Below are 22,634 nucleotides of genomic sequence, written 5' to 3'. Positions count from 1 at the left end.
ACGGGAGGGACCAGCCCATGAGCCAGGCCGCGGTCGCCGAGCGGCTTCGCAGCGACAGCTCCGCCGCTGCGACGGACAAGCCGTTGCTGGCGGTGAACAACATCGAGGTCATCTACGACCACGTCATCCTGGTGCTCAAGGGTGTCTCTCTTTCCGTGTCCAAGGGGGGCATCGTGGCCCTGCTGGGTGCCAATGGCGCGGGCAAGACCACGACGCTGAAAGCCATTTCCAACTTGCTGCGCGCCGAGCGTGGCGAGGTCACCAAGGGCTCCATCGAGCTCGAGGGGGAAAGGGTGCAGGACTTGACGCCCAACGACCTGGTGCGCCGCGGCGTGATCCAGGTGATGGAGGGGCGGCATTGCTTCGAGCATCTGACCATCGAGGAGAACCTCATGACCGGCGCCTACACCCGGGGCGACGGCCGCGCCGCCATCGAGCGCGATTTGGAGATGGTCTACTCCTATTTTCCGAGACTGAAGGAACGTCGCGGCAGCCAGGCGGGTTACACCTCCGGCGGAGAACAGCAGATGTGCGCCATTGGCCGGGCCCTGATGAGCCGGCCCAAGGTGGTGCTGCTCGACGAACCCTCCATGGGCCTGGCGCCGCAACTGGTCGAGCAGATCTTCGAGATCGTCAAGCAGATCAACGAGGAGGAGGGCGTCTCCATCCTGCTGGCGGAGCAGAACACCAACATTGCCCTCAAGTACGCCCGCTACGGCTACATCCTAGAGAATGGCCGCGTGGTGCTTGATGGCGAAGCGACTGCCTTGCGCGAAAATGAGGACGTGAAGGAGTTCTACCTTGGCCTGTCCAGTACCGGGCGCCGCTCCTATCGCGATGTCAAACACTACAAGCGACGGAAGCGTTGGCTGGGATGAGTGATTTCTACGACGACGAGGAAACCCGGGACCCTGGAACCCGTGAAACGGACCTGCTGGAGGCACTGCGTGCCCAGGTCGCCCATGCCAAGGCCAAGGCGCCGGCCTATGGGCGCCTGCTGGCCGATGTGGAGGCTGACAGGCTGCAAAGCCGTGCCGATCTGGCGGAGCTTCCGGTCACCCGCAAGGCCGACCTGATTCGTCTGCAGGCCGAAGAACCGCCTTTCGGCGGTTATGCAGCAGTGGAGCCGGGACAGGCCGGGCGGATCTTCGTCTCGCCCGGGCCGATCTATGAGTTGGAGGATCGCGAGAGCGACTATGGCCGCATGGCCCGTGCACTCTTTGCCGCGGGCTTTCGCGCGGGGGAGATCGTCCACAACTCCTTTGCCTATCACCTGACGCCCGGCGGCTGGATCCTGGACGCCGGCGCCCGGCGGCTGGGCTGTGCCGTGGTCCCGGCCGGGGTCGGCGCGAGCGACCAGCAAGCCCAGGCCATGGCCCATCTGCGGCCGGCCGGGTGGTGCGGGACACCGGACTTCCTCAAGGTCATCCTGGAAAAGGGCGCCGAACTCGGCCTCGATCTCTCCTCCGTCAACAAGGCGCTGGTGTCCGGCGGGGCACTCTTCCCCTCCCTGCGCCAGGAGTACGCCGAACGCGGCGTCGCCGTGCGGCAATGCTATGCCACGGCGGAACTGGGGCTGGTGGCTTACGAAACGCCGGCCGAGGACGGCATGGTGGTCGACGAGGGCGTGATCCTGGAGATCGTGCGCCCGGGCACCGGCGATCCCGTTCCAGAAGGCGAGGTGGGGGAGGTGGTGGTCACCAGCCTCAATCCTGCCTATCCGCTGCTTCGTTTTGCCACCGGTGATCTGTCGGCGGTGCTGCACGGTCCCAGCCCCTGCGGGCGGACCAACATGCGCATCAAGGGCTGGATGGGCCGGGCCGACCAGACCGCCAAGGTGAAGGGGCAGTTCGTCCACCCGGAGCAGGTGGCCGCGGTGCTGAAGCGCCACCCCGAGCTCTCCAAAGCCCGGCTGGAGATCGATCGCAAGGGCGAGAGCGACGTGATGGTGCTGCGCTGCGAAGCCGAGGGAGCCTCCGCCGGCCTGGCGGAACGGGTGGTCGAGAGTCTGCTGGCCGAAACCCGGTTGCGCGGCGAGGTGGAGCTCTGCACGCCGGGCGGGCTGCCCAACGACGGCAAGGTGATCGACGACCGTCGCCGCTACGAGTAGAGCGGATCACGAACGTTTGGACCGGCAGTGACCAAAACAGGCGCCCGTTCGCCCCTGTTCCGGTGGACAATACGTCTCGCAAGCCCATGTGATGTTGATCAAGATTCGCGGAGTGGGACCGCGACCACATAAGGTGCCGGGTCCCGCAGGCTGCTGCGAACGGTGCATGAAGAAGGGATTGCAGATGCTTTACGTCGACACGCCGACACGCTCGGAATTCGCAACACTCACCGGAACGCGTGCGGAAGCCTGCGTATCGCTCTATCTGAAAACCACGCCCCTCACCCAGGATATCGGTCAGTCGCGCATTGAGATGGGCAATCTTGTGCGCGAGGCGCAGCGTCAGCTTGAGGAAAACAGCTTCGACAAGCGTGCCCTGGAAGCGCTGCTCGAAAAGCTGCACGACCTTCAGGATGATGACGCCTTCTGGAACCATCAGGCAAACAGCCTCGCCGTGTTCGCGACCCCTGACAACATCCGCACTTATCGCTTGGCGAACCACCTGACGCCAATGGTACAGGTGGCCGATCGCTTTCATCTCAAGCCCCTGTTCAGGGCCGTCACTTTTCCGAACTCGGCTTTCATTCTTGCCCTCTCCGAGAACGCCGTGCGCCTGGTCGAGATGGAGGCCGATCTCCCGCCTGAGACCGTCAAGGTTCCGAACCTGCCGAAGGATGCCGCCTCATCGGTCGGTAAGTCGACGCTCAACGACCGAAGCTTCAGCGGCCGCATCCATGGATCGGAAGGTCAGAATGTGCGCTTTCAGCAGTATGCCCGGCAGGTGGATGCTGCCCTGCGGCCGATCCTGGCGGGGCGCGAAACCCCATTGATTCTCGCTGCCACCGGACGGCTCGCTTCGGTCTATGCGGAAGTGAACTCCTATCCTCATCTGCTGGCCGACACCATCGGTGAGAGCCCGGACCGGCTGAGTGATGGGGAACTGGCTCAGCGTGCACGGCCGATCCTCGATGCCGCCTATGAAAAGGAGCTCGCCGAGGTGCGGGCGCTGTTCGAGCGCCGTACGGGTGAGCGCCGCACCACGACCGACATCTCCGATGCGGCACGCGCGGCGACCTTTGGGGCTGTGGACACCTTGCTGGTGGATATCGACTCCGTCGTCCCGGGATCTGTCGATGATGAGACGGGCGCCGTCACCTTCATGAAGGAGGATGACGCAACGGCTTACGGTGTCGTGGACACCATCGCTGCGCGGGCCTTCGCAAACGGAGCGAGAGTGCTCGGGGTTCGTCAGGCCGACATCCCTGGAGGCAAGGAACTCGCGGCGATCCTGCGGTATTCGTTCTGAATCAGCACCGCCTGGCGAAGAGATCGCCTGACGGGATTTGCGCGGTCCTGATCAAGTAAACGCCGGAGTGCCAGGACGGGGCCAATAATCCGCGCCTCGCGCTTCTGCGCCCTCTTCCCACGGCGCGGGCGAGGGCTGTAGTCTCCCCGCCCATGACTGCCCTCATGCGCGATTGGCTCGACAGCCTGAAGATCTACGCCGACCGGCGGATCGCCACGATCCTCTGCCTCGGCTTCGCCAGTGGCCTGCCGGCGCCGCTCGTCTTCTCCAATCTGTCGATCTGGCTGAGCGACGCTGGTGTCAGTCGTACGGATATCGGGCTTTTCGCACTGGTGGCGACCCCCTATGCCATCAACTTTCTCTGGGCGCCGCTGATCGACAAGTTGCCGCTGCCCTATCTCACCCGCCGCTTCGGGCGACGGAGAGGCTGGGCACTTTTTACCCAGGTCTGGCTCATGGGCGCCCTGGCGGTCATGTCGCTTACCGACCCGGCGACCAGCCTCTTCACCATGGCTCTGGCCGCGATCTTCGTAACCGCGAGTTCGGCGACCCAGGACGTGGTGATCGACGCCTACCGCATCGACATCCTGGAGCCCGACAAGTACGGCGCCGGTTCGGCCGCGGCTATCTGGGGCTGGCACCTGGGCGGCACGCTGGTGGGCGGCGCCGGCGGTCTCTATCTCGCGGCCGCCTTTGGCTGGAATACGGCCTACCTCGTGCTGGCGCTGGCGGTCGGCATCGGCATGGCGGCGGTTCTGCTCTCGCCCGAGCCGCCTTTCCGCCCGCCCGAGGAGACGGTTGAGAGCGAGCGCCGCGCCGCTGGTTGGATCCATCGCCGGGTGGGCGTGAAGCTCGGCGATGCCCTGACTTGGCTCTATGTGGCGGCCGTGGCGCCCTTCCTCGACTTCATGAAGCGGCGCGGCTGGCTGCTGATCCTGATCTTCATCTTCGTCTTCAAGCTGGGCGACGCGCTGCTCGGGCGCATGTCCGGCGTCTTCTATCGGGAGATGGGCTTCGATCTCGTCGCCATCGCGGACGTCAGCAAGGTCTACGGCCTGGGCGCCAATGCCATCGGCATCCTGATCGGCGGCTTTTTGGTGCACCGCCTCGGAACGCTGCGCGCGCTCTTTGTTGGCGGTGTCGCTGCGGCCGTGACCAACCTGACCTATTCCTGGCTCGCCGTCTCGGGCCAGAGCATGACCATCTTCATCCTCGCGGTGGTGGCCGACAACTTTACCGGCGGCCTGGCGACCGTCGCCTTCGTCGCGTACCTCTCCAGCCTCTGCAATGTGGCCTACACGGCGACGCAGTATGCGTTGTTGGCCTCGCTGGGCAATCTGGCGCGCATCTGGTTCTCGGCCTCGGCCGGGGCGATGGTCGACGGGCTCGACGGTGATTGGGCGACATTCTTTGTCATCACGGCCGGCGTGGCCCTGGTCGGGCTGCCGTTGCTGCTCGTCATCATGAAGCTCTTTCCCGAGGGCAGCCGCCCCAAACGCGGCGCGGTGCCAGCCGAGAGCAGCGCGACCGGATAGTGCGCCATCCGTGGGCCGCTTGACGCGCATCAAGCGGCCAAGGCGCAGTGCTGTTATAAAGGTCGAACCGGCCCGCGCTGACGCACAAGGAAGGCCACGACGTGACCACACGCAATCTCGACGCACTCTTCAAACCCCGCTCCATCGCCCTGATCGGGGCCAGCCGGCGGGAAGGCTCGGTGGGCCGCGTGGTGGCGCGCAACCTCTTTCACGCCGGCTTCGAGGGTCCGGTGATGCCGGTCAATCCCCACGAGCGGGCGATCGAAGGCGTGCTCGCCTACTCCGATGTCGCGGCGCTGCCGGAAACCCCCGATCTGGCGATCATCGTCACGCCGCCAAAGACCGTGCCCGGGATCGTCGGAGAACTGGGCGCCCGCGGCACGCGTGGCGCAGTGGTGGTGACCGCCGGCTTCAACTCTCCGGCCGAGGAGGACGATACTGGCGGGGAGAGCCGCAGCCTGCGCCAGGCCCTGCTCGACGCGGCCCGGCCCCACACGTTGCGCATTGCGGGGCCAAACTGCGTCGGCGTCATGCTGCCGCATCTCGGGGTGAACGGAAGTTTTGCGCACATCCCGGCGCTGCCCGGCGATCTGGCCTTCGTGACCCAGTCAGGGGCCATGGTGACAGCGATGCTGGACTGGGCCACGCCGCGGGGCATCGGCTTCTCCCATGTGGTCTCTCTCGGCGACATGGCCGATGTCGACTTCGGCGACATGCTGGATTATCTCGCCGTCGACCCGAGCACCCGCGCGGTGCTGCTCTATGTCGAGGCGGTCACCGATGCGCGCAAGTTCATGTCGGCCGCCCGGGCCTGCGCGCGCACCAAGCCGGTTATCGTGATCAAGGGCGGCCGTCATGCCGAGGGCGCCAAGGCCGCCACCTCCCATACCGGAGCGCTGGCCGGGGCGGACGAGGTCTATGACGCTGCCTTTCGCCGGGCCGGGGCACTCAGGGTCTTCACCCTGGAGGAGCTTTTCGACGCGGCCCAGACTCTCTCCACCGCCACGGCCCTGCCGCGGCGAGGCGCAGACAAGTTGGCAATCCTCACCAACGGTGGCGGCCTGGGTGTGCTGGCCACCGACGCACTGATCGACGGCGGCGGGCATCTGGCCGAGCTCACACCGGAGACGATCACGCGGCTGGACGGGCTGCTGCCCAGCACCTGGAGCCGCGGCAACCCCGTAGACATCATTGGCGATGCCCCCGGTTCGCGCTACGCCGGCGCCCTCGAGACGCTGCTGGAAGCGCGCGAGGTGGATGCCGTGCTGGCCATGCACTGCCCGGTGGCGGTCGCCGATCCCACCGCCGCGGCGCAGGCCGTGATCGACACCCTGGGGCCGCGCGACCGGCGGGGGAGCAAGTTGCCGGTCTTTACCGCCTGGCTGGGCGAACGGGCGCCGCTGGAAGCCCGCCGCTTGTTCAGCGAAGCGGGTCTGCCCAGCTACGACACGCCGGAGCGCGCCGTGCGCGGCTTCATGCACCTGGTGCGCTATCGCCGCAGCCAGACCGAGCTGATGGAAACGCCGCCCTCCATTCCCGACAGCGAGGAGCCCGACGGAGCGACTGTCCGCGAGCTGCTGCAGCGCGCCCAGCGCGAGGAGCGGGAGTGGTTGAGCGAACCGGAAGCCAAGCAGCTGCTGGCGGCCTACGGCATTCCGGTGGTGGCCACGGAGGAGGCGGGCGATGTGGAGGCGGCCGTGGCGGCGGCTGCGCGCATCGGCTATCCGGTTGCGATCAAGATTCTCTCCCACGACATCACCCACAAGAGCGACGTGGGCGGCGTGCAACTCGATCTGGCCGATGCCGACGCCGTGCGCAGCGCGGCCGAAGCCATGCTGGAGCGTGTGCGGCAGAACCGGCCCGACGCAAGGATCGAAGGCTTTTCCGTTCAGGCCATGGCGCGCCGGCCTGGGTCACAGGAACTGATTCTGGGGCTGGTCGAGGACCTGCAGTTCGGCCCGGTGGTGCTCTTCGGGCAGGGCGGCACCGCCGTGGAGGTGGTGCGCGACAAGGCGGTGGCGCTGCCGCCGCTCAATCTGACGCTTGCAAGTTCGCTGATGGCGGAAACGCGGGTCTATCGCCTGCTCGAAGGCTACCGCGACCGCCCGGCCGCCGATCTCGATGCCATCGCCCTGGCACTGGTGCGCCTGGCCCAACTCGCCGCCGACTTTGCGGACATCGCCGAGGTGGACATCAACCCGCTGCTGGCGGACTCAAAAGGGGTGGTGGCGCTCGATGCCCGGGTGCGGGTCAAGCCCGCCGGCGCCGAAGCTGCACGCGGTGCCCGCGCCCGCCTGGCGATCCGGCCCTACCCCAAATCGCTGGAGCAGGAGGGCGAACTGCGTGACGGCACAAGCATCGCCATCCGCCCGATCCGCCCCGAGGACGAGCCGGCGCTGCAGCGCACCTTTGCACATCTGACGCCGGAAGACGTGCGCATGCGCTTCTTCTCCCACATGGCGGCGCTAAGCCACGAGTCGGCAGCGCGCCTCACCCAGATCGACTACAACCGCGAAATGGCGCTGGTGGCCCTGGACCCCGAGCACCCGGACGAAATCTGGGGCTGGGTCACCGTCGCTGCAGACCCCGAGAACCGCCGCGCGGAGTACGCGGTGGCGGTGCGCTCCTACCTCAAGGGCCGGGGCCTGGGCTACCTGCTGATGCACCGCATCCTGGCCTACGCCGAATCCTGCGGCATCGAGGAGGTTTGGGGCGATGTCCTCGCCGACAACCGCCGCATGCTCACCATGGCCACGGATCTCGGCTTCAAGACCCAGAGCTGCCCCGACGATCCGGGCGTGATGCGGGTGGTGAAGCGCTTCGGGTAGGGGGGCGGTGCTGCGGGACGGAAGTTCGCGCGCTCAGGAGCAGGGGGTAATCCGTTGCCACTGATGACCAGTCAGGGCCACATCTGGGCAGCGTGAAGCACGCGCAGAACCGTTATCGCCGCAGCGGTTTCGGCGTAGATCACGATGTAGTTGGGCCGAACCACCAGTTCCCGTGTCCCCTCCACCCTGCCAGGGCGGCAACGTTTCGGGTGCGCCGAGAGTTGCTCTACCTTGCTCTGGATTTCTTCCATTAGAGCAAGAGCTGCATCCGGGTTGTCGTCCGAGATGTAATCGACAATCGCCATCAGGTCTGCGACGGCAGCGGCCTTCCATTGGAGCTCAGGCACCGCGCTTCCCGTTGATCAGGGCGCGTGCCTCCTGCATCACCTGGTCGTGCGGCTTGGCCGGGCGGGGATCGGCCAAGGCTTCCTGCACCTTGGCGCGGAACCAGGCGTCATAAGCCTCCGGGTCGGCGGTCAGACCAGCGGGCAACCCGCCTTCTGCGGCAATGCGAGTCAGCAGGATGCGCACGGCGTCCGAAAGCGTGAGCCCAACACCCGACAGGGCGTCGGTTGCCTGTGCCTTGAGCCGGTCGTCCACTCGGACATGAATCATCGAGGTCTGGGCGGGCATGGCATGGCCTCCTGTTTCCAAGGCCAGTATGTCTCTCAATTGAGATTCAATCAATCTGCCTTGGGACTCGGAAGATTGTGCACTGAATTTGCAGCAGAAGCGGGGACGGTGTCCGCGTCATGGCACGCTCGATACTGCTTGCGGTAATTTGCCCGCCTCGCGCGCAAGGACCTTCTGAACCGCTGGATCGGCATCGATCCTGTCATGCAGCATCTGGACGTTTGGAAACTCCGTCAGGCCGCTCGGCAGGAGTTTTGCCGCCCAGCGGATCATCGGGAAAGAATAGGCGTCGATCACCGAGCGACCCCCGTCGAGGATATGGTCCCGGCCTTCAAGGTGGCGGTTCAGGATGCCGAACTGCCTTGTGACCAGCTTTTGGCCTGCCTCGACCACCGCCTGCCGGGCCGCTTCGCTTTGGTCAGTTGTGTAGCGATGGGGCATGAAGATCGGCCAGAAGGAGGCGTGAACATCCGAGGTGAAGAAGGCCGACCAGCGTTGCGCTTCGGCCTTGGCGCGCAGGCTTTCGCCGCCTGAGAGCCCGGACTCGGGGTGTTTGGCCGCCAGGTAAACGAGGATCGCGCCGGCCTGTGTCAGGAGCCAGCCATCGTCTTCCCGAAGGGTGGGCACGGCGCCCGCGGGATTCACTGAAAGAAGCTCCTTGGAGCCGAACTTCACCTTGACCGCCTCGTAGGGTGCGCCGATCCATTCGAGTGCAATATGTGGCGCCAGCGAGCAGGCGCCAGCGGCGTAGTACAATGTAGGCATCGTTTACTCCTGTTCTTTCCGGGACTGACTCCTGACGCACCGCGCCTTTTGGGCACAGCTTTTGGCAGTTGTGCCCTGCAGGCCCGTAGCCTTCCACAGGCCTGGTCGCTTCGGCCCACGGGCAACTCAGCTGGTCACAAACTCCAGGAGGTCGGCGTTCAGGACGTCGGCGTTCACCGTCAGCATGCCGTGCGAGAACCCGGGATAGGTCTTCAGCATGCCGTCCTGCAGCAGTTCGATCGCCTTCAGCGCCGAAGCGTCAATCGGAACGACCTGGTCGTCTTCACCATGCAGGACCAGAGTCGGCACAGTGATCGCCTGGAGGTCCGCAGTTTGGTCGGCTTCCGAGAAGGCCTCGATGCCGTCGTAGTGGGCTTTGGCGCTGCCCATCATGCCCTGCCGCCACCAGTTCTGGATCACGCCTTCATGAACCGTCGCGCCCTCACGGTTGAAGCCGTAGAACGGACCCGATGGGACGTCGCGGAAGAACTGTGCGCGGTTGCCGGCCAGCGCGGTTCGAAAGCCGTCGAAGACCTGCATCGGCGTCCCCTCGGGGTTGTCGCCGGTCCTCAGCATAAGCGGCGGAATGGCCGCGACCAGGATGGCCTTGGCCACCCGGCCCGCAGGTTCGCCGAGCCGCGCGACGTAGCGCGCCACTTCGCCGCCACCGGTGGAATGGCCGATGTGAACCGCGTTCCGAAGGTCCAGCGCCTTGACCACGGCGAAGGCGTCGGCCGCGTAGTGGTCGATGTCGTGATCCTCCGCGACTTGAGTCGAGCGTCCGTGACCGCGCCGATCATGGGCGACGACGCGATAGCCCTTCGACAGGAAGAATAGCATCTGTGCGTCCCAGTCGTCGGAACTGAGCGGCCAACCATGGTGAAACACGATGGGCTGGGCGTCGTTAGGACCCCAGTCCTTGTAGAAAATCTCTACACCGTCGTCGGTCGTGACAAAGCCCATGGTGGTTCTCCTTTTGGAAGGTCGTGGGGAGAGGTTCGCTACATCGCGCCCTGATTGGCGGTCATGGCGGACCAGATCATCAGGGCCCCGAAGGCCATAAAGATGATGCCGGTCAGCATCCGTCCGCGCCGCGCATGCTCCGGGTTGCGGAGCAGCCGGACGAAGTGCCGGGCACCGAAGGCATAGCCGCCGAGAACGACGAGCTTCGCGATAACGAAGGTCACTACCAGAAGGGCGAGGACGGACGGTCCGCTCCCGACCGGGAGGAACTGAGGGAACAGCGCGGCGAAAAACAGAATGGCCTTTGGATTGCTGATCCCCACACCGAAGGAATGGAGCCAAAGACGCAAGCCGTTCGTCCCATGAGCTGCCTCCATGGCGGTCGGGCCCACTTGCGGTGCGGCAGGGCGAAGATAGCTCCATCCGAGCCAGATGATGTAAGCCGCGCCCCCTAGGCGCAGGGCGAGGAAGGCAAGCGGATAGGCCATGAGCAGGGCGCCCAACCCGATGACGGAAAGCGTGGCCAGCAACGCGATCGCCACCAGATCTCCGCTCAGGGCGGCCAGCGCGCGGCGCCACCCGTAGGCAACGGCGTTGTTCACGATGAACACTGTGGACGGACCCGGCGTTGCGGCCTGGGTCGCGCTGACCAAGAGAAAGGTCAGATAGGCCGAGAGTTCCATTCTCGCATCCTTCGGCGACGCTGACATAGAGGGTGTACTCAACTTGCCGTTCCCTTCGACAAGGCGGTAGTGCCATAGTCAAGCTAGCTGTGTCGCGAAAGGAGGAACGCCGGAATGGACATCGAGGATCTGCAGACATTTGTCGCCGTGGCCGATGCCGGGGGTGTTTCGGCCGCCGCGCGCCGGCTCGGTGTCTCCAAGTCGATCGTCAGTCGGCGGCTCTTCCGGATCGAAGCGGAACTCGGCACCCAGCTCCTCGCACGTACGACCCGCGGTGCCGCGCTTACGGAGGCGGGCTCAACTTTCAGAGAGCATGCGGCCCGGGCCAGCGCCGAGATCGACCTGGCGAGGGAAACGATCCTCCCAACCGGCGGGCTGCGTGGCCGCCTGAGGGTCGCCGTCCCGCTCACTTTCGGCCCGGCCCGCTTCACCCCTGCGCTCGCGGAAATGGCGCGTCGCCACCCGCTGCTCCACATCAGCAGCTCTTACAGTGATCGTTACGTCGATCTCATCGCAGAAGGATTTGATTGCGGGATCCGGGTTGGAACCCTTCCGGATTCCAATCTGGTCGCGAAGCGTATCGGCCCGATCCATGGATCGCTCGTTGCAAGCCCGGAATACATCAAGGCGCACGGGGCACCCCGGACGCCGGATGAGGTCGTCGCCCATGAGGCACTCATGCAGGGAACCGAAACCTGGCAATTCCTGGACGGAGATAGCATCGTCACCGTTCAGCCGCAGGGCAGGTTCAAGGCCGACAGCGGTGTGGCGCTCGCTGCCGCTTCGGTGGCGGGGCTCGGCATCGCCTGGCTGCCCGATTGCATCCTGCATGAACATGTGGCCTCCGGCGCCCTCGTGCCGATCATGACGGACTATCCCCCACCTCCCGCGGGCATTTATGTCGTCCGTCCGCCGGGTCTGCATCCCGCGCGAAAAATCCGGGTCCTCATTGAAACGCTGACCGAATGCCTCGAACGGCATCCGGACGCCCTCCTCCACAATCACTGAGTCCCGAAGGGCGGACCGCCCCGGCCGACGGTTCGTGTTCGGCGCAGGCTCATGGCCGGCGTTCGAAACGGCTCAGGCGTTCCGCTGCCCGCGACACAGCTTGACGCGCGCCAAGACTAGCCCCCGGGACGACAAGTCTCCAAAGTTGATGTCAGTTCCACCGGCATTGCCCGACTGCTCGGGCCTCAAGATGCGTCGGGATCAAGCGCTCACATCGCCAAGTACACGCCCGACCGCCAGCATTAGACAGGACAACGCACATGAGTTGGAACCCAACACTCGATCCCGGCTGCCCCGATGAGGCGGGCGCCAGCGTGATCGAGACGCTCATCGTACCGAGGTCTCGCGATCTTGGCGGGTTTGAGGTCCGGCGCGCCCTACCGGCGCCAAAGCGGCAAATGGTGGGCCCGTTCATTTTCTTCGACCAGGCCGGGCCGGCCGAACTGCTGACCGGTCAGGGCATCGATGTCCGGCCGCATCCGCATATCGGACTTGCCACCGTGACCTATCTTTTTCGCGGCGACTTCCACCACCGCGACAGCACTGGCGCCGATCAAATAATCAGCCCCGGCGCGCTGAACTGGATGGTCGCCGGACGTGGCGTTACCCATTCCGAGCGCACCTCTGCGGCGGCCCGCAGGGGACCGAACGGCCTGTTCGGCATTCAGACATGGCTGGCGCTGCCCGACATCCATGAAGATGTGGCGCCCAGCTTCGAGCATCACAAGAAGGAGGCCTTGCCGATGATCGAGGATAACGGCGTTTCCGTCCGGTTGATCCTTGGCAGCGCCTATGGCGCGACCGCGCCCGCGACGATGCTGTCGGAAGCGTTCTATGCCGATGTGAAACTCGAGCCGGGAAGTCGCTTGCCGATGCCGGACAATCACGAAGACCGGGGCATCTATATCGTGGAAGGGGCCATCTCGGTCGTGGGGCAGGATTTTGCTGCGAGTCGGATGATGGTCTTCCGCCCGGGCGACAGGATCACCGCCGTCGCTGGAGACCGGGGCGCTCGGCTCATGATCCTTGGCGGTGCGACCTTTCCCGGCCCCCGCTACATCTGGTGGAACTTCGTCGCCTCGTCGCAGGAACGCATCGAAGCGGCCAAGGCCGAATGGCGGGCCGCAAACTGGGGCAAGGGGCGCTTCGATTTACCGCCCGATGACCGCGACGAACACATTCCCTTGCCGGATTGACCGGTGCCGATGGAATGATCGCAGGGACATGCCGCGGCGAGCCACGACCAAATGACCCACACCCGCAAGCAACAGATGCCGGATGGAGAAGACGAGCAATGACCAACCAATGGCCCGCCCTAGACTATCTTGCATGGCGCGAAACCTGTTCCGCCCTGCACCTGTATCTGCAGATCGTCGGAAAGTACCGGCTGGCGCACACGCCATGGCTCAACCATTCCTGGAACGCCACATTCTATGTCACGCCGACCGGCCTGACATCATCACCGATACCGGACGGTCCGGGCATCGAGATCCGGTTCGATTTCCGGGAGCATATGGTCATCGGCACCTGCGGCAACGGCCGCGAGGCGAGGTTCGCGCTGGAGCCGTCCACGGTTGCAGTGTTCCGCGCGAACGTCGTGCAGTTGATTGCCGATCTCGGCGGCACGCCAACATTCAACGACACGCCGAACGAGGTGCCCAACCCCATCCCGTTCAGCGAGGATCATCGCGACCGGCCCTATGACCGGGATGCGGTGCAGCGCTATCACCAAGCACTGGTGACAATTGACAGGGTATTCGGCAGGTTCCGGACATCCTTTACAGGAAAGTCCAGTCCCGTTCACCTGTTCTGGGGGGCTATGGACCTCGCGGTTACCCGCTTCTCGGGGCGGCGCGCGCCACTCCATCCCGCTGGGATCCCTTCGCTGCCGGACGACGTGGCGCAGGAAGCCTACGACCGGGAAGTGTCCTCGGCAGGTTTCTGGCCGGGCGGCAATGGCATCGACTACCCCGCCTTCTATGCCTACGCCTATCCGACACCCGGCGGGTATCGGGGGGCGCCGGTCCGGCCCGATGCGGCATTCTGGCATGAGGGCCTGTCGGAGTTCGTGCTGCCGTACGATGCCGTGCAGACTGCCTCTGATCCCGACGAGGCGCTGATGGCTTTTCTGGTTTCGACCTACGACGCCGCCGCCGACTTCGGGCAGTGGGACCGCGATCTTCTGGAATGTGAGCAGGGGCGACCGCGCCAAGTTCGCCGGCCCAGTGCGGGGCTGGCGAATGCGGAACCGGCAAAGGACGCCCCCAGCCCGACCGACGTCCCGGTGGAACGGGAAGATGGTGCATCGAAGGGGCGCTACCGCATGGTCCTCGATGGCAACGAGGCCGAGATGTCCTACAGCCGCGCCGGAGATGGGCTGATCATCATTGACCACACTGAAGTGCCTGCGGCCTTGCGTGGCCGCAAGGTCGGAGAGCGGCTGGTGCGACAGGCGGTCGAGGATGCGCGTCGTGACAAGGTTGCTATCATGCCGCTTTGCCCGTTTGCCAAGGCACAGTTCGACCGTCATCCGGAATGGCAGGACGTAGTGAGCCAGTCGAGGACCTGACTTCCAATGGACTGGATTTCGCGCTGGGCGGGCCATTCGGGGCCCATGGGCGGCGCGCTGACTGGGGCTGCCGGTCATTGAGCCGGCAGTTGGCAACACAGTGGAAACGACGTCTGGCGCGGCCGCGCACCGACGTTGTGGTTCTTAAGGAGCGAACCGATGGCCGCAGAGGGGTTGGGGCCGACCATCGGCCCGGTGGTCGTGCTGTTGGGAGCGGCGGTGATTGCCGTGCCGCTGTTCCGGCGTCTTGGGTTGGGGTCGGTGCTGGGGTATTTCGCAGCCGGGATGCTGGTCGGGCCATCGGTGCTGGGGTTGTTCACCGACCCTGACACGATCCTGCATTTCGCCGAGCTGGGCGTGGTGATGTTCCTGTTCATCATCGGACTGGAATTGCGCCCACAGAAGCTCTGGGCGCTGCGTGGGCAGATTTTCGGGCTGGGTCTGGCGCAGGTGAGCCTCGCGATTGCCTTGCTGTCGCTGGCGGGCGTAGTGGTTTTCGCGCTTCCGCCGGTCACGGCGTTCATCGCCGGTGCCGGGTTCGTGCTGTCCTCGACCGCCGTCATCATGTCAACCTTGCAGGAACGCGGGCAGATCGCCAGCCATGAGGGGCAGAAATCCGTCTCGATCCTGCTGTTCGAAGATCTGCTGATCGTCCCCTTGCTGGCGGTCGTGGCCTTTCTGTCACCTGTCGGTCAGGGCGATGGCGGGTTGGCCGATGTGGCGCTGGCACTGGCCGGGCTGGTGGCGCTGCTTGTGGCCGGCCGTTGGCTGCTTGATCCGTTCTTCGCCCTTCTGGCGCGGGCCCGTGCCCGCGAGGTGCTGAGCGCCGGGGCGCTCCTGGTCGTGCTGGGGGCCGCTCTCCTGATGGAGGCTGTGGGCCTTTCGATGGCGATGGGCGCGTTTCTGGCGGGGGTTCTGCTCTCTGGCTCCAGCTATCGCCATCAGATTGAAAGCGACATCGAGCCGTTCAAGGGCCTTCTGATGGGGCTGTTCTTTTTGGCGGTCGGCATGTCGCTGGACCTGACCGTCGTGGCCGCGGAATGGCCGCTGCTGCTAGCCATGCTGGTGGTTTATGTGCTGATCAAGGCGGTGGCCATCTATGCCACGGCGCGGGCCTTTGGCGGGGCCAGTTTGTCCGCCTTGCGCCGAACCTTCATGTTCGCCCAGGGCGGCGAGTTTGCTTTTGTGCTCTACACGGCCGCGCTGGCGGGAGAGGTCATTGATGCGCGCGAGAATGCGATCTTCTCGACTGTCGTGATCCTGTCCATGGCGATCACGCCGCTGATCCTGATCGCCGCCGACCGGCTGTTGCGCGCGCCGGGTGCCGCGCTGGACGGAGTAGAGCAAGCGGATGGTCTGCGCGGGCAGGTGCTGGTCATCGGCTTCGGGCGCTTTGGTCAGATCGCTCTGCAGATACTGCTGGCGCGCCGCGCGCAGGTCTCAGTGATCGAGAACAATCCCGACCGCATCCGGGAGGCAGCGCGCTTCGGGTTCAAGGTCCATTACGGCGATGGCACGCGGCTGGACATCCTGCACGCTTCGGGCGCGGCGCAGGCGCAGGTGGTCCTGATCTGTGTCGATGATCGCCGAGCAGTCAGCGCGATTGTCGAACTGATCCAGCACGAATTTCCGAATGCGGCAGTACTGGCGCGCAGCTATGATCGGGGCCATTCGATGGAACTGATCCGCGCGGGCGTGGACTTTGAAGTCCGTGAGACAGTGGAATCGGCCCTACTGATGGGGGCCGAAGGGCTGCGCCGCCTCGGATGGGATGAGGCCGCCGTAACCGAAGCGCTGGACGATATCCGCCGCCGCGATGTGCAGCGCCTGACCGAACAGGTGCAGGGCGATAGTATGTCCGGACGCGACAAGATGCTGACAGCGCCGGTTCCCGAGCCTCTGGCTCCCACCCAAATTCCTACAAAAGCAGGTTCGCGATAAAAGAATGCTTCTTGGCTGTAGATGGACGCTCGGCTGCCTCCTTAGGCTTCGACCTGGTACCCTTGTCTTCGGATTGCAAGGTCATGCTGGAGCTCAGGATTCACGGTTCGGCCTGGGTCTCACTTCGGAGCCCTATCCGAGGTCCCAAGTCGTGCCGACCCCACGCTGTATAATTTGCAGGAAGGAGGCGCTGCGCCAAATCCAACAAGCCGACACCGCCTGACGGCGGCGGGCGGTGCAGGCGCTTGCGCTCACTCGAAGGTGCCACGCCCGCCTCGCTAGACCAACGGCGGCCATGAGCCCTATTTACTGAAGATATTGACCGCTGCTTCTTTTCCTTGGCGCCGGAAGGCAGGAAAGGGCGCTAAGTATTTGAAAAATAATGGTGCCGACGGCAGGATTTGAACCTGCGACCTACTGATTACGAATCAGCGAGTTAATTCATAATTTCCATAATTTTGTTGACAGGGATGGGCGTGCGGAGAGCCATTTTGTCAATATTTTCAAGAAGGTTAAAGACAGTTTAAAGCGATTCCGACCTGTTTCTGCGAATTTCATGCGCGCGAGAATCGCAAGAAAGTGGAGCCTGTTTGGAGCCTGTGCTAGGGTATGCTCCATCAAAAGGAATCAATATGCAGGCTCCACATGCCGGACTATGACTTCAACAGGAAACAGGCGGTGCGCACGTTGTTGCGCAGCGGGCAGAAGGGGGAGTTCAACGACCCCACCACCCCCGGTCTCCACCTGCGCATCGGTGCCGCTGCGCGCTGGAGCCTGAAGGGCAGGCTCCACGGCAGGAAAAGCACCTGGCGCATCGGCGATGCCTCGGTGCCCGTCAAGGAGGCGCGGCTGCGCGCCGAGATGGCGAACAAGCTGCTCAAGCGCGGGGAGGATCCGCGCGGCTGGCTGCAGGAGCAGGAACTTGGCGGCGCGGTGCAGGCGCCGCCGCGCGATGTCGACTGGCCCTGGGAGCGGGTGCGGGACGCCTATATTGAGGCGAAGAGCCAAGCGCTGCGCCCGGCCTCCATCACCAGCCTCAAGCAGTCCCTATACTATCGCACGGTCACCCAGGTGCTCGTAGGCAAGGACATTTCCGAGGTCAGCCGCGAGGAGCTTATCCGCATCCGCGACAGCATTCTGGCTGATGGCAAAGAGGCCCAGGCGCGCAAGTGCGTGCGCGACCTCAACGCGCTCTTCCGCTACATGCACGCCGAGCGCCCGGATATCCCGATTGAGAACATCCGCATCAACCAGTCACCCGGAAATCGCCCGCGGCGGCCTCGGACCGGCGCGGCTTTGCCGACACTCGCACAACTGGGGCAGGCCGAAGCACGGCTGCGCAACGGCGCGATTAACGCACACCAGCGCCTGGCCTCTCTGCTCGTGCTCTTCACTGCCCAGCGCATCAGCTCGGTGGCCAGCGCGAAGCCCGACGACTTCTCCGAGTGGGAGGAGCAGCCCGGCTGGATGATCTGGCGCGTGGGCCATACCAAGCGGCAGCTCCAGCAGGGCCAGCCAGGTCACGTCCTGCCCCTGCCACTCCAGGCGGCCGCTGTGGTGAGGGCCGCGCGCAGCAGCATCGCCAACAGCCAGTGGCTCTTTCCCCAGATCCGAGACGGACGACGGCACAAGGCAGGAGACCACCACTTCACCATCCACCAGATCGACCGCGCTTTTTCCACCGGCCAACTCGGCTTCCCGCCCCATCGCCTCCGCCGCGCTCTCACCTCCTACCTCCGCGATAAAGGCGTGCCACTCAGCAGCTCCGCCAAGATTTTGCACCACTCTGAGGGCAAGACCGGGGTCACCGCCGAGTTCTACGACTTTGCCATGGACCTGGAGGAGAAGAAGGGCGTGCTGGAGAAGTGGGTGGCGTTTCTGGAGGAGGTGAGGAAAACCGACTAGGGGAGACTGGAATGAAGCCACAGCTTGTGGTTCTCCCCTTCCCGAAAACCCTTAGAAACCTTTAACCGCTTCTCGCTTGCGATGGCGAAGATTGCAAAGCCAGCTTCAAACCTTCAGAGGGCAATAGCCCACTCTCACGGGACCCAAACTCGGGCACTCGGTTGACAAACCCTTCTCTTCTTGAGGTAGAATTTAGGCAGCGTAACAATTTACATGAGTTGAGCAAAAGCAGCATGATCTTCCCGATCGGATGAATTGCATGTCACAAGCTAAGTTGCTGCTTTGTTCAACCCGCGAATCTGGTTAGCCGACACGTCCTGCAGCATTGGTATGAATAAAGATACTCTGATGACCGAGTAGAACTATGGATGAAGAGCGCGAACCGATACGCCTTGAAAATTACGGCCTGGATGAAGTGATCCGGCTTATGGCTGCGGGCGTGCCGGTTTGCCGTGCCAAGGAAGGCAACTTCCAGCTCGATACCGACGACAAGCGCAAAGCCTTCGCCTATTACGGCCGCAACCGTGATCTATGGCCACGCAACCGGACCATACAGGCCAGGGAAATCGATGGGCTGCTCTCGGCGCTCCAGGGTGAATTGCCCGCCGCGGCACCCGTCGTGTTGTTAACCGCCGACGATAAGCCCGTATGGCATCTCGCGCGCATTGAGGCGCACAGATTTGGCGGGCTGCATCGCCATCTTGGACCGAACGGCGAAGACCCCGATGATTTTGTCCTGGAACTGGACAAGGAGATCACGCTTGTCAGCGGGTTCAATGGGGCGGGAAAGACTGCGCTCCTGAGTGCCGTCGTCTGGTGTCTGACCGGTAAGGCGCTGCGTTCGCAGCATATGCCGCATGGCATTCATGAACCGATGGCTCTCCAACGCGCGGCCGATGGCGACGAGACGGAGGATGAGGAGGATGAGCGCGCGGAAATCGCGGTGCCGCCGATTGTTCCGATTCCCTCGGCCAACAACCTTGAGAAGCTTGATGACAAGCCAAAGCTCGACAGCTGGGTACGGCTCACGTTCAGGCGCGAAGGCACGCAAGAGATTCAGACGGTCACACGTCGGCTGGAGGTTTCGGGGAAAAAGCTCACGGCGCCTGTAGCCGGGCTGGATGGGCTCGGCCTGTCAGCGCTCGCGCTTGAGGCGGGTACGCTGATGCCCGGCGTCGCTGCACATATGCGCTTTGATGAGAAGACAGACTTCACGCAAGCCGTCTCCCAGTTAACCGGCCTCAAGCCCCTGGAAGAACTTGGTCAGCGCGCCAGCCGCCTGGTCAAGCGCCTGCAGACGACCGAGAAGAAGACAACCGAAGAGGCGCGTGACAAGAAGGCGGACGAGTTTGAAAACCACTTGCGAACCTTCGCGGAACGCTGGGAAGAGCGGCCCGACCTTGGCGAAACGCCTACGATATTGAAGCCCGGCGAAGAAGCAGGCGAAGACGACGACAAAATCGATTGCGCTGCGTCGATCACGGCGGCACGCGCGGGGCTGCAGGAACAGCAGCGCGATATGACCTCGGCCATGGATTCGATCCTGGGCCGGCGCGTCGAACTGAGTGCAAAGCAGGATGTGGAGGCGATTACCAGTGCCCTCGATGCCGCTGCTGATCGCCTCAAGGGTGGCGCTCTGCGGGAATTGGCCCAAGTCGGCCTCATCCTTTCGCTGTCGGAGATTACGCCCGAGGAGGCGAAAGCGGCCCTGCGGGCAATCTCCGAAATCCGTGCGCGGGCGCAGGCACTTGCGAAGCAGCTCGAAGATGAGCGGCAGGCGGCACGCTGGCGTCTCTATGCCCGCGTCGCTGCGTGGCACAAGGATAATCATCCCGACAGCGACGTGGCGAACTGCCCGGTCTGCGGCACCGATCTGGATAAAGTCCCTGCCGATGCGCTGCTGGACATGTCCGTCAAGGATGCGCTTGTGCAATGCCGCAAGACGCATAGTGATATCGCGAAGACGGCAGCGGAGTGGGAGAAAGACGAGGCATCTTCCTTCCTGAGCGGTTTGCCGGAAAGCATACGCGCCCTTGCTGACAAGGTGCTGCCCGACACCCTGCTTGGCCTGTATCGCAGGGCCTACGTCGATGAACTTCTCGCTCAACGGGCCTTTTCGGGTCGTCTGCAGCCATTGCAGAAAAACGCGCAGACGGTCTGGGATGCGGCGGTTGCCGCGCATCCCCTGCCTGATGCACCGGCTCCGGCCGAAAGCGCGCTTCCTCCAATGCTGGCAGAGGGCAAACTACAGGAACGTCTGTCAGCTGTCGCGAAGGCCCTGGCACTGCACGCCCACCGCGAGGAATCGGCAGAACCACTAAAGCAGTTGATGGAGCGCTATATTGGCGCCACGAAGCCTGCCGACGACGCGCCTTCCGGTCAGGCAGAGAGCCGGACTGACGATACCGAACCGCAGATGCGGTCGATCCGTGCGCAGATCGACGCCATAAGGCGCGCGGTCGAGAATGCGATGCCGAACGTCGCGCTTGTGCGCCACCTCGATGACCTTGAGCAGGTGCGCAAAGCGTGGGCCGCGGAAGAACGGCGTCTTGCCTTGCTGAAACGTGCGGCCGATGCTGTGATGCCCTATCTCGAGTTGCCGGCTCTTGTCTATGAGCGGGTTTCGGGGCTGATCAAAACGCTGGACCGGGACACCGGTAGTTGGCTCGAGAAGATATACAGACCGCACTATCCCGGCGGCCCGTCGTATGGCGGATTTGAGCCGGGCGAGGATAGCGGTTTTGGTCTGCGCGCCGGGTTCGATGATATGCGGGTGCCGGCACACCAGGTGATGAACGCCTCCCTGCTGCGCGCCTGCGTATGGGCCTTTCTTTTCAGTCTTTGGGAGCACGTCCGGGCGCGCACCGGCGGCCTTAGCTGCATATTGCTGGACGATCCGCAGACGCATTTCGATCCGATCAACAGCGAGAACTTTGCTGCCGCGGTTCCGCTAATGCCCGCGCACGGCATGCGCCCTCTGATAGCGTCGAACGACGTGCGTTTCGTCGCTTCGGTGCAGGACAAGCTTCCCTCCCGCGCCGCCGATTCGCCGACATGGACAGCATTACGGCTTGATCCTGTCTCCCGGTCGAGGCTGACGGCGCTTGTGAGTCCTGCCATTGAGGAGATCAGGGAAAAGCGTGATCGCTGGCGGGAGGATGAGACCGACACGCCCAAGGCTCAGGCCTTCGTGACAGCGGTGCGGATCGACATAGAGAACCGGCTTTGGAATCTCCTGGCGGGCGATCCGCTCGTGATGCACGAACCCACCCTTGGCGATCTGCTCGGGCAATTGCGGCGAGCGCGCAATACCGGCGAGCGCCCTTTTGAGGAGCCGCCTTTCGAAAAATTGCTGACCCATGAAGGATTGCGGCCCGAAGCACGGTTCTACAAGACCATCAATAAGGCCCATCACCAGCCCTCGATGATCACCCCGCAGGACGCGCACGATACTGATGGGATTTATGAGAGCATCAACAATCTGCTGCGCGGCTGTTCGGCTGCTTACGCCCGTTTCCTTGGCCGTCTGACGGGTGATGAGCGTGATCTGATCCTGCCCGATGCGCCGAGTTTCCCGGCGGCGACAGCACTACCGGCCGTCCCTCTTCCGGTCCTTGGTACGCTGGCGGCACGGAGCGACGCCGATATTCTCGATGCGCGCGCAGAAATCGAGCAGTTCTCGCTGGAGGCGCTCGGGGCAGTTGCGCTTTATGTCGTGCGCGCGCCAACGCTGGGCTCGCTGGCGCTGGCAGGACAGGTTGTCATTGTCTCGCTGGAACGAGAGGCGGCCGAAGGCGAACCGGTGATCGCGCTGCATGGCAGCAAGGTCTATGCGCGGCGTTTTCACCGCGACAGGCAGCATCTCTCCCGCACGGTCCTCGCCTCCGATCGTTCGGGTACGGAGCGCGTGCCGCCTGCGCTCATTGTACCAACGGCGTCAACCAGGGTGATGCCGATCGTCGGCGTGCTTTATGAGGCGCAAAAACCCGCCGGGCGCGACGAGGCCGTCCCGGTTTCATCGAGCGATTTGCTGTCCCGCAGGCTGACAATTGCAAACGTGGCAGAGGACAGCGCCTATCCTGTCATCCGCAACGGCGATGCAGTGCTGATGGAGCAGATCGAGGATCTATCGGAGGCGAAACTGGCGGCGCTGGAAGGACGGATTGTTGCGTTCTCGGCGGGCAGCGGCGGTGAGTCCTTTGGCTATCTCAAACGGCTCGGTCAGCAATTCATGCCGGGCATGCGCGTCTTCGAGAATATCGGTCTGAACGGCCAGGCACTTTGTGTCACCTACGGTGAATGCGCCGCCGCCGGCGATCACGTCCTTGAGCGGCTCTGGCGGGTCCACGGCGTGCTTAGAATCGAGAACAAATGACAGGTCCGCAGCG

16 protein-coding genes are annotated in these 22,634 nt (G+C 64.1%); 11 read left to right on the top strand and 5 right to left on the bottom strand.

Translation table 11 applies throughout. The features are described 5' to 3' along the window. Nucleotides 1-17: 17 nt before the first annotated feature. The 5 genes from ABZ720_RS09190 (at nt 18) to ABZ720_RS09170 (ending at nt 7,779) form a co-directional block, all read left to right on the top strand. Entirely contained in the window at nt 18-878 is an 861-nt protein-coding gene (locus ABZ720_RS09190; RefSeq protein WP_366555223.1) for an ABC transporter ATP-binding protein, read from the top strand. After that, nucleotides 875-2,110: a phenylacetate--CoA ligase family protein gene (locus tag ABZ720_RS09185; protein ID WP_366555222.1), complete on the top strand. Its 1,236-nt coding sequence runs from the start codon at nt 875-877 to the stop codon at nt 2,108-2,110. The genes ABZ720_RS09190 and ABZ720_RS09185 overlap by 4 nt, the downstream gene beginning before the upstream one ends. 325 nt (nt 2,111-2,435) lie before the next feature. After that, entirely contained in the window at nt 2,436-3,416 is a 981-nt protein-coding gene (locus ABZ720_RS09180; RefSeq protein WP_366555221.1) for a baeRF11 domain-containing protein, read from the top strand. Nucleotides 3,417-3,580: 164 nt separating this feature from the next. Further along, nucleotides 3,581-4,951, top strand: coding sequence for an AmpG family muropeptide MFS transporter (locus tag ABZ720_RS09175; RefSeq protein ID WP_366555220.1), 1,371 nt, complete (start codon nt 3,581-3,583; stop codon nt 4,949-4,951). Nucleotides 4,952-5,052: 101 nt separating this feature from the next. Beyond that, entirely contained in the window at nt 5,053-7,779 is a 2,727-nt protein-coding gene (locus tag ABZ720_RS09170) for a bifunctional acetate--CoA ligase family protein/GNAT family N-acetyltransferase (RefSeq protein ID WP_366555219.1), read from the top strand. 71 nt (nt 7,780-7,850) lie between these two features. Here the strand turns inward: ABZ720_RS09170 and ABZ720_RS09165 are convergent, their stop codons facing one another. From ABZ720_RS09165 to ABZ720_RS09145, 5 genes are all read right to left on the bottom strand, one after another. Beyond that, nucleotides 7,851-8,126: a type II toxin-antitoxin system RelE/ParE family toxin gene (locus tag ABZ720_RS09165; RefSeq protein ID WP_366555218.1), complete on the bottom strand. Its 276-nt coding sequence runs from the start codon at nt 8,124-8,126 to the stop codon at nt 7,851-7,853. Further along, nucleotides 8,119-8,412, bottom strand: coding sequence for a type II toxin-antitoxin system RelB family antitoxin (gene relB, locus ABZ720_RS09160; protein WP_366555217.1), 294 nt, complete (start codon nt 8,410-8,412; stop codon nt 8,119-8,121). The genes ABZ720_RS09165 and relB overlap by 8 nt, the downstream gene beginning before the upstream one ends. A gap of 117 nt (nt 8,413-8,529) precedes the next feature. Beyond that, a complete protein-coding gene (locus tag ABZ720_RS09155) occupies nt 8,530-9,168 on the bottom strand; it encodes a glutathione S-transferase family protein (RefSeq protein ID WP_366555216.1) in 639 nt (212 codons plus the stop codon). A 135-nt stretch (nt 9,169-9,303) separates the two neighbouring features. Next, nucleotides 9,304-10,140 carry an alpha/beta fold hydrolase gene (locus ABZ720_RS09150; protein WP_366555215.1) on the bottom strand — a complete coding sequence of 279 codons (837 nt, stop codon included), beginning with the start codon at nt 10,138-10,140 and terminating at the stop codon, nt 9,304-9,306. Between the two features lie 38 nt (nt 10,141-10,178). Then, nucleotides 10,179-10,823 (bottom strand): LysE family translocator, encoded by a 645-nt coding sequence (locus ABZ720_RS09145; RefSeq protein ID WP_366555214.1) that lies wholly within the window; start codon nt 10,821-10,823, stop codon nt 10,179-10,181. Nucleotides 10,824-10,937: 114 nt separating this feature from the next. Between ABZ720_RS09145 and ABZ720_RS09140 the strand changes: the two genes are divergently transcribed. The 6 genes from ABZ720_RS09140 (at nt 10,938) to ABZ720_RS09115 (ending at nt 22,621) form a co-directional block, all read left to right on the top strand. Beyond that, a complete protein-coding gene (locus ABZ720_RS09140) occupies nt 10,938-11,831 on the top strand; it encodes a LysR family transcriptional regulator (RefSeq protein ID WP_366555213.1) in 894 nt (297 codons plus the stop codon). 260 nt (nt 11,832-12,091) lie between these two features. Next, nucleotides 12,092-13,027, top strand: a complete 936-nt coding sequence (locus tag ABZ720_RS09135) for a pirin family protein (RefSeq protein ID WP_366555212.1) — start codon at nt 12,092-12,094, stop codon at nt 13,025-13,027. A gap of 98 nt (nt 13,028-13,125) precedes the next feature. Beyond that, entirely contained in the window at nt 13,126-14,400 is a 1,275-nt protein-coding gene (locus ABZ720_RS09130) for a DUF5996 family protein (protein ID WP_366555211.1), read from the top strand. Between the two features lie 174 nt (nt 14,401-14,574). After that, nucleotides 14,575-16,341, top strand: a complete 1,767-nt coding sequence (locus ABZ720_RS09125) for a monovalent cation:proton antiporter-2 (CPA2) family protein (RefSeq protein ID WP_366555210.1) — start codon at nt 14,575-14,577, stop codon at nt 16,339-16,341. A 645-nt stretch (nt 16,342-16,986) separates the two neighbouring features. Further along, entirely contained in the window at nt 16,987-18,246 is a 1,260-nt protein-coding gene (locus ABZ720_RS09120) for a tyrosine-type recombinase/integrase (RefSeq protein ID WP_366555209.1), read from the top strand. A 364-nt stretch (nt 18,247-18,610) separates the two neighbouring features. Continuing rightward, complete coding sequence (locus ABZ720_RS09115; protein ID WP_366555208.1) at nt 18,611-22,621, top strand: AAA family ATPase; 4,011 nt, start codon at nt 18,611-18,613, stop codon at nt 22,619-22,621. Nucleotides 22,622-22,634 lie beyond the last annotated feature (13 nt).

It is taken from the genome of Aquibaculum sediminis (assembly GCF_040712085.1).
Taxonomy (GTDB): Bacteria; Pseudomonadota; Alphaproteobacteria; order Kiloniellales; family DSM-21159; genus Aquibaculum; species Aquibaculum sediminis.
This window is presented reverse-complemented; position numbering and strand designations above follow the sequence as displayed.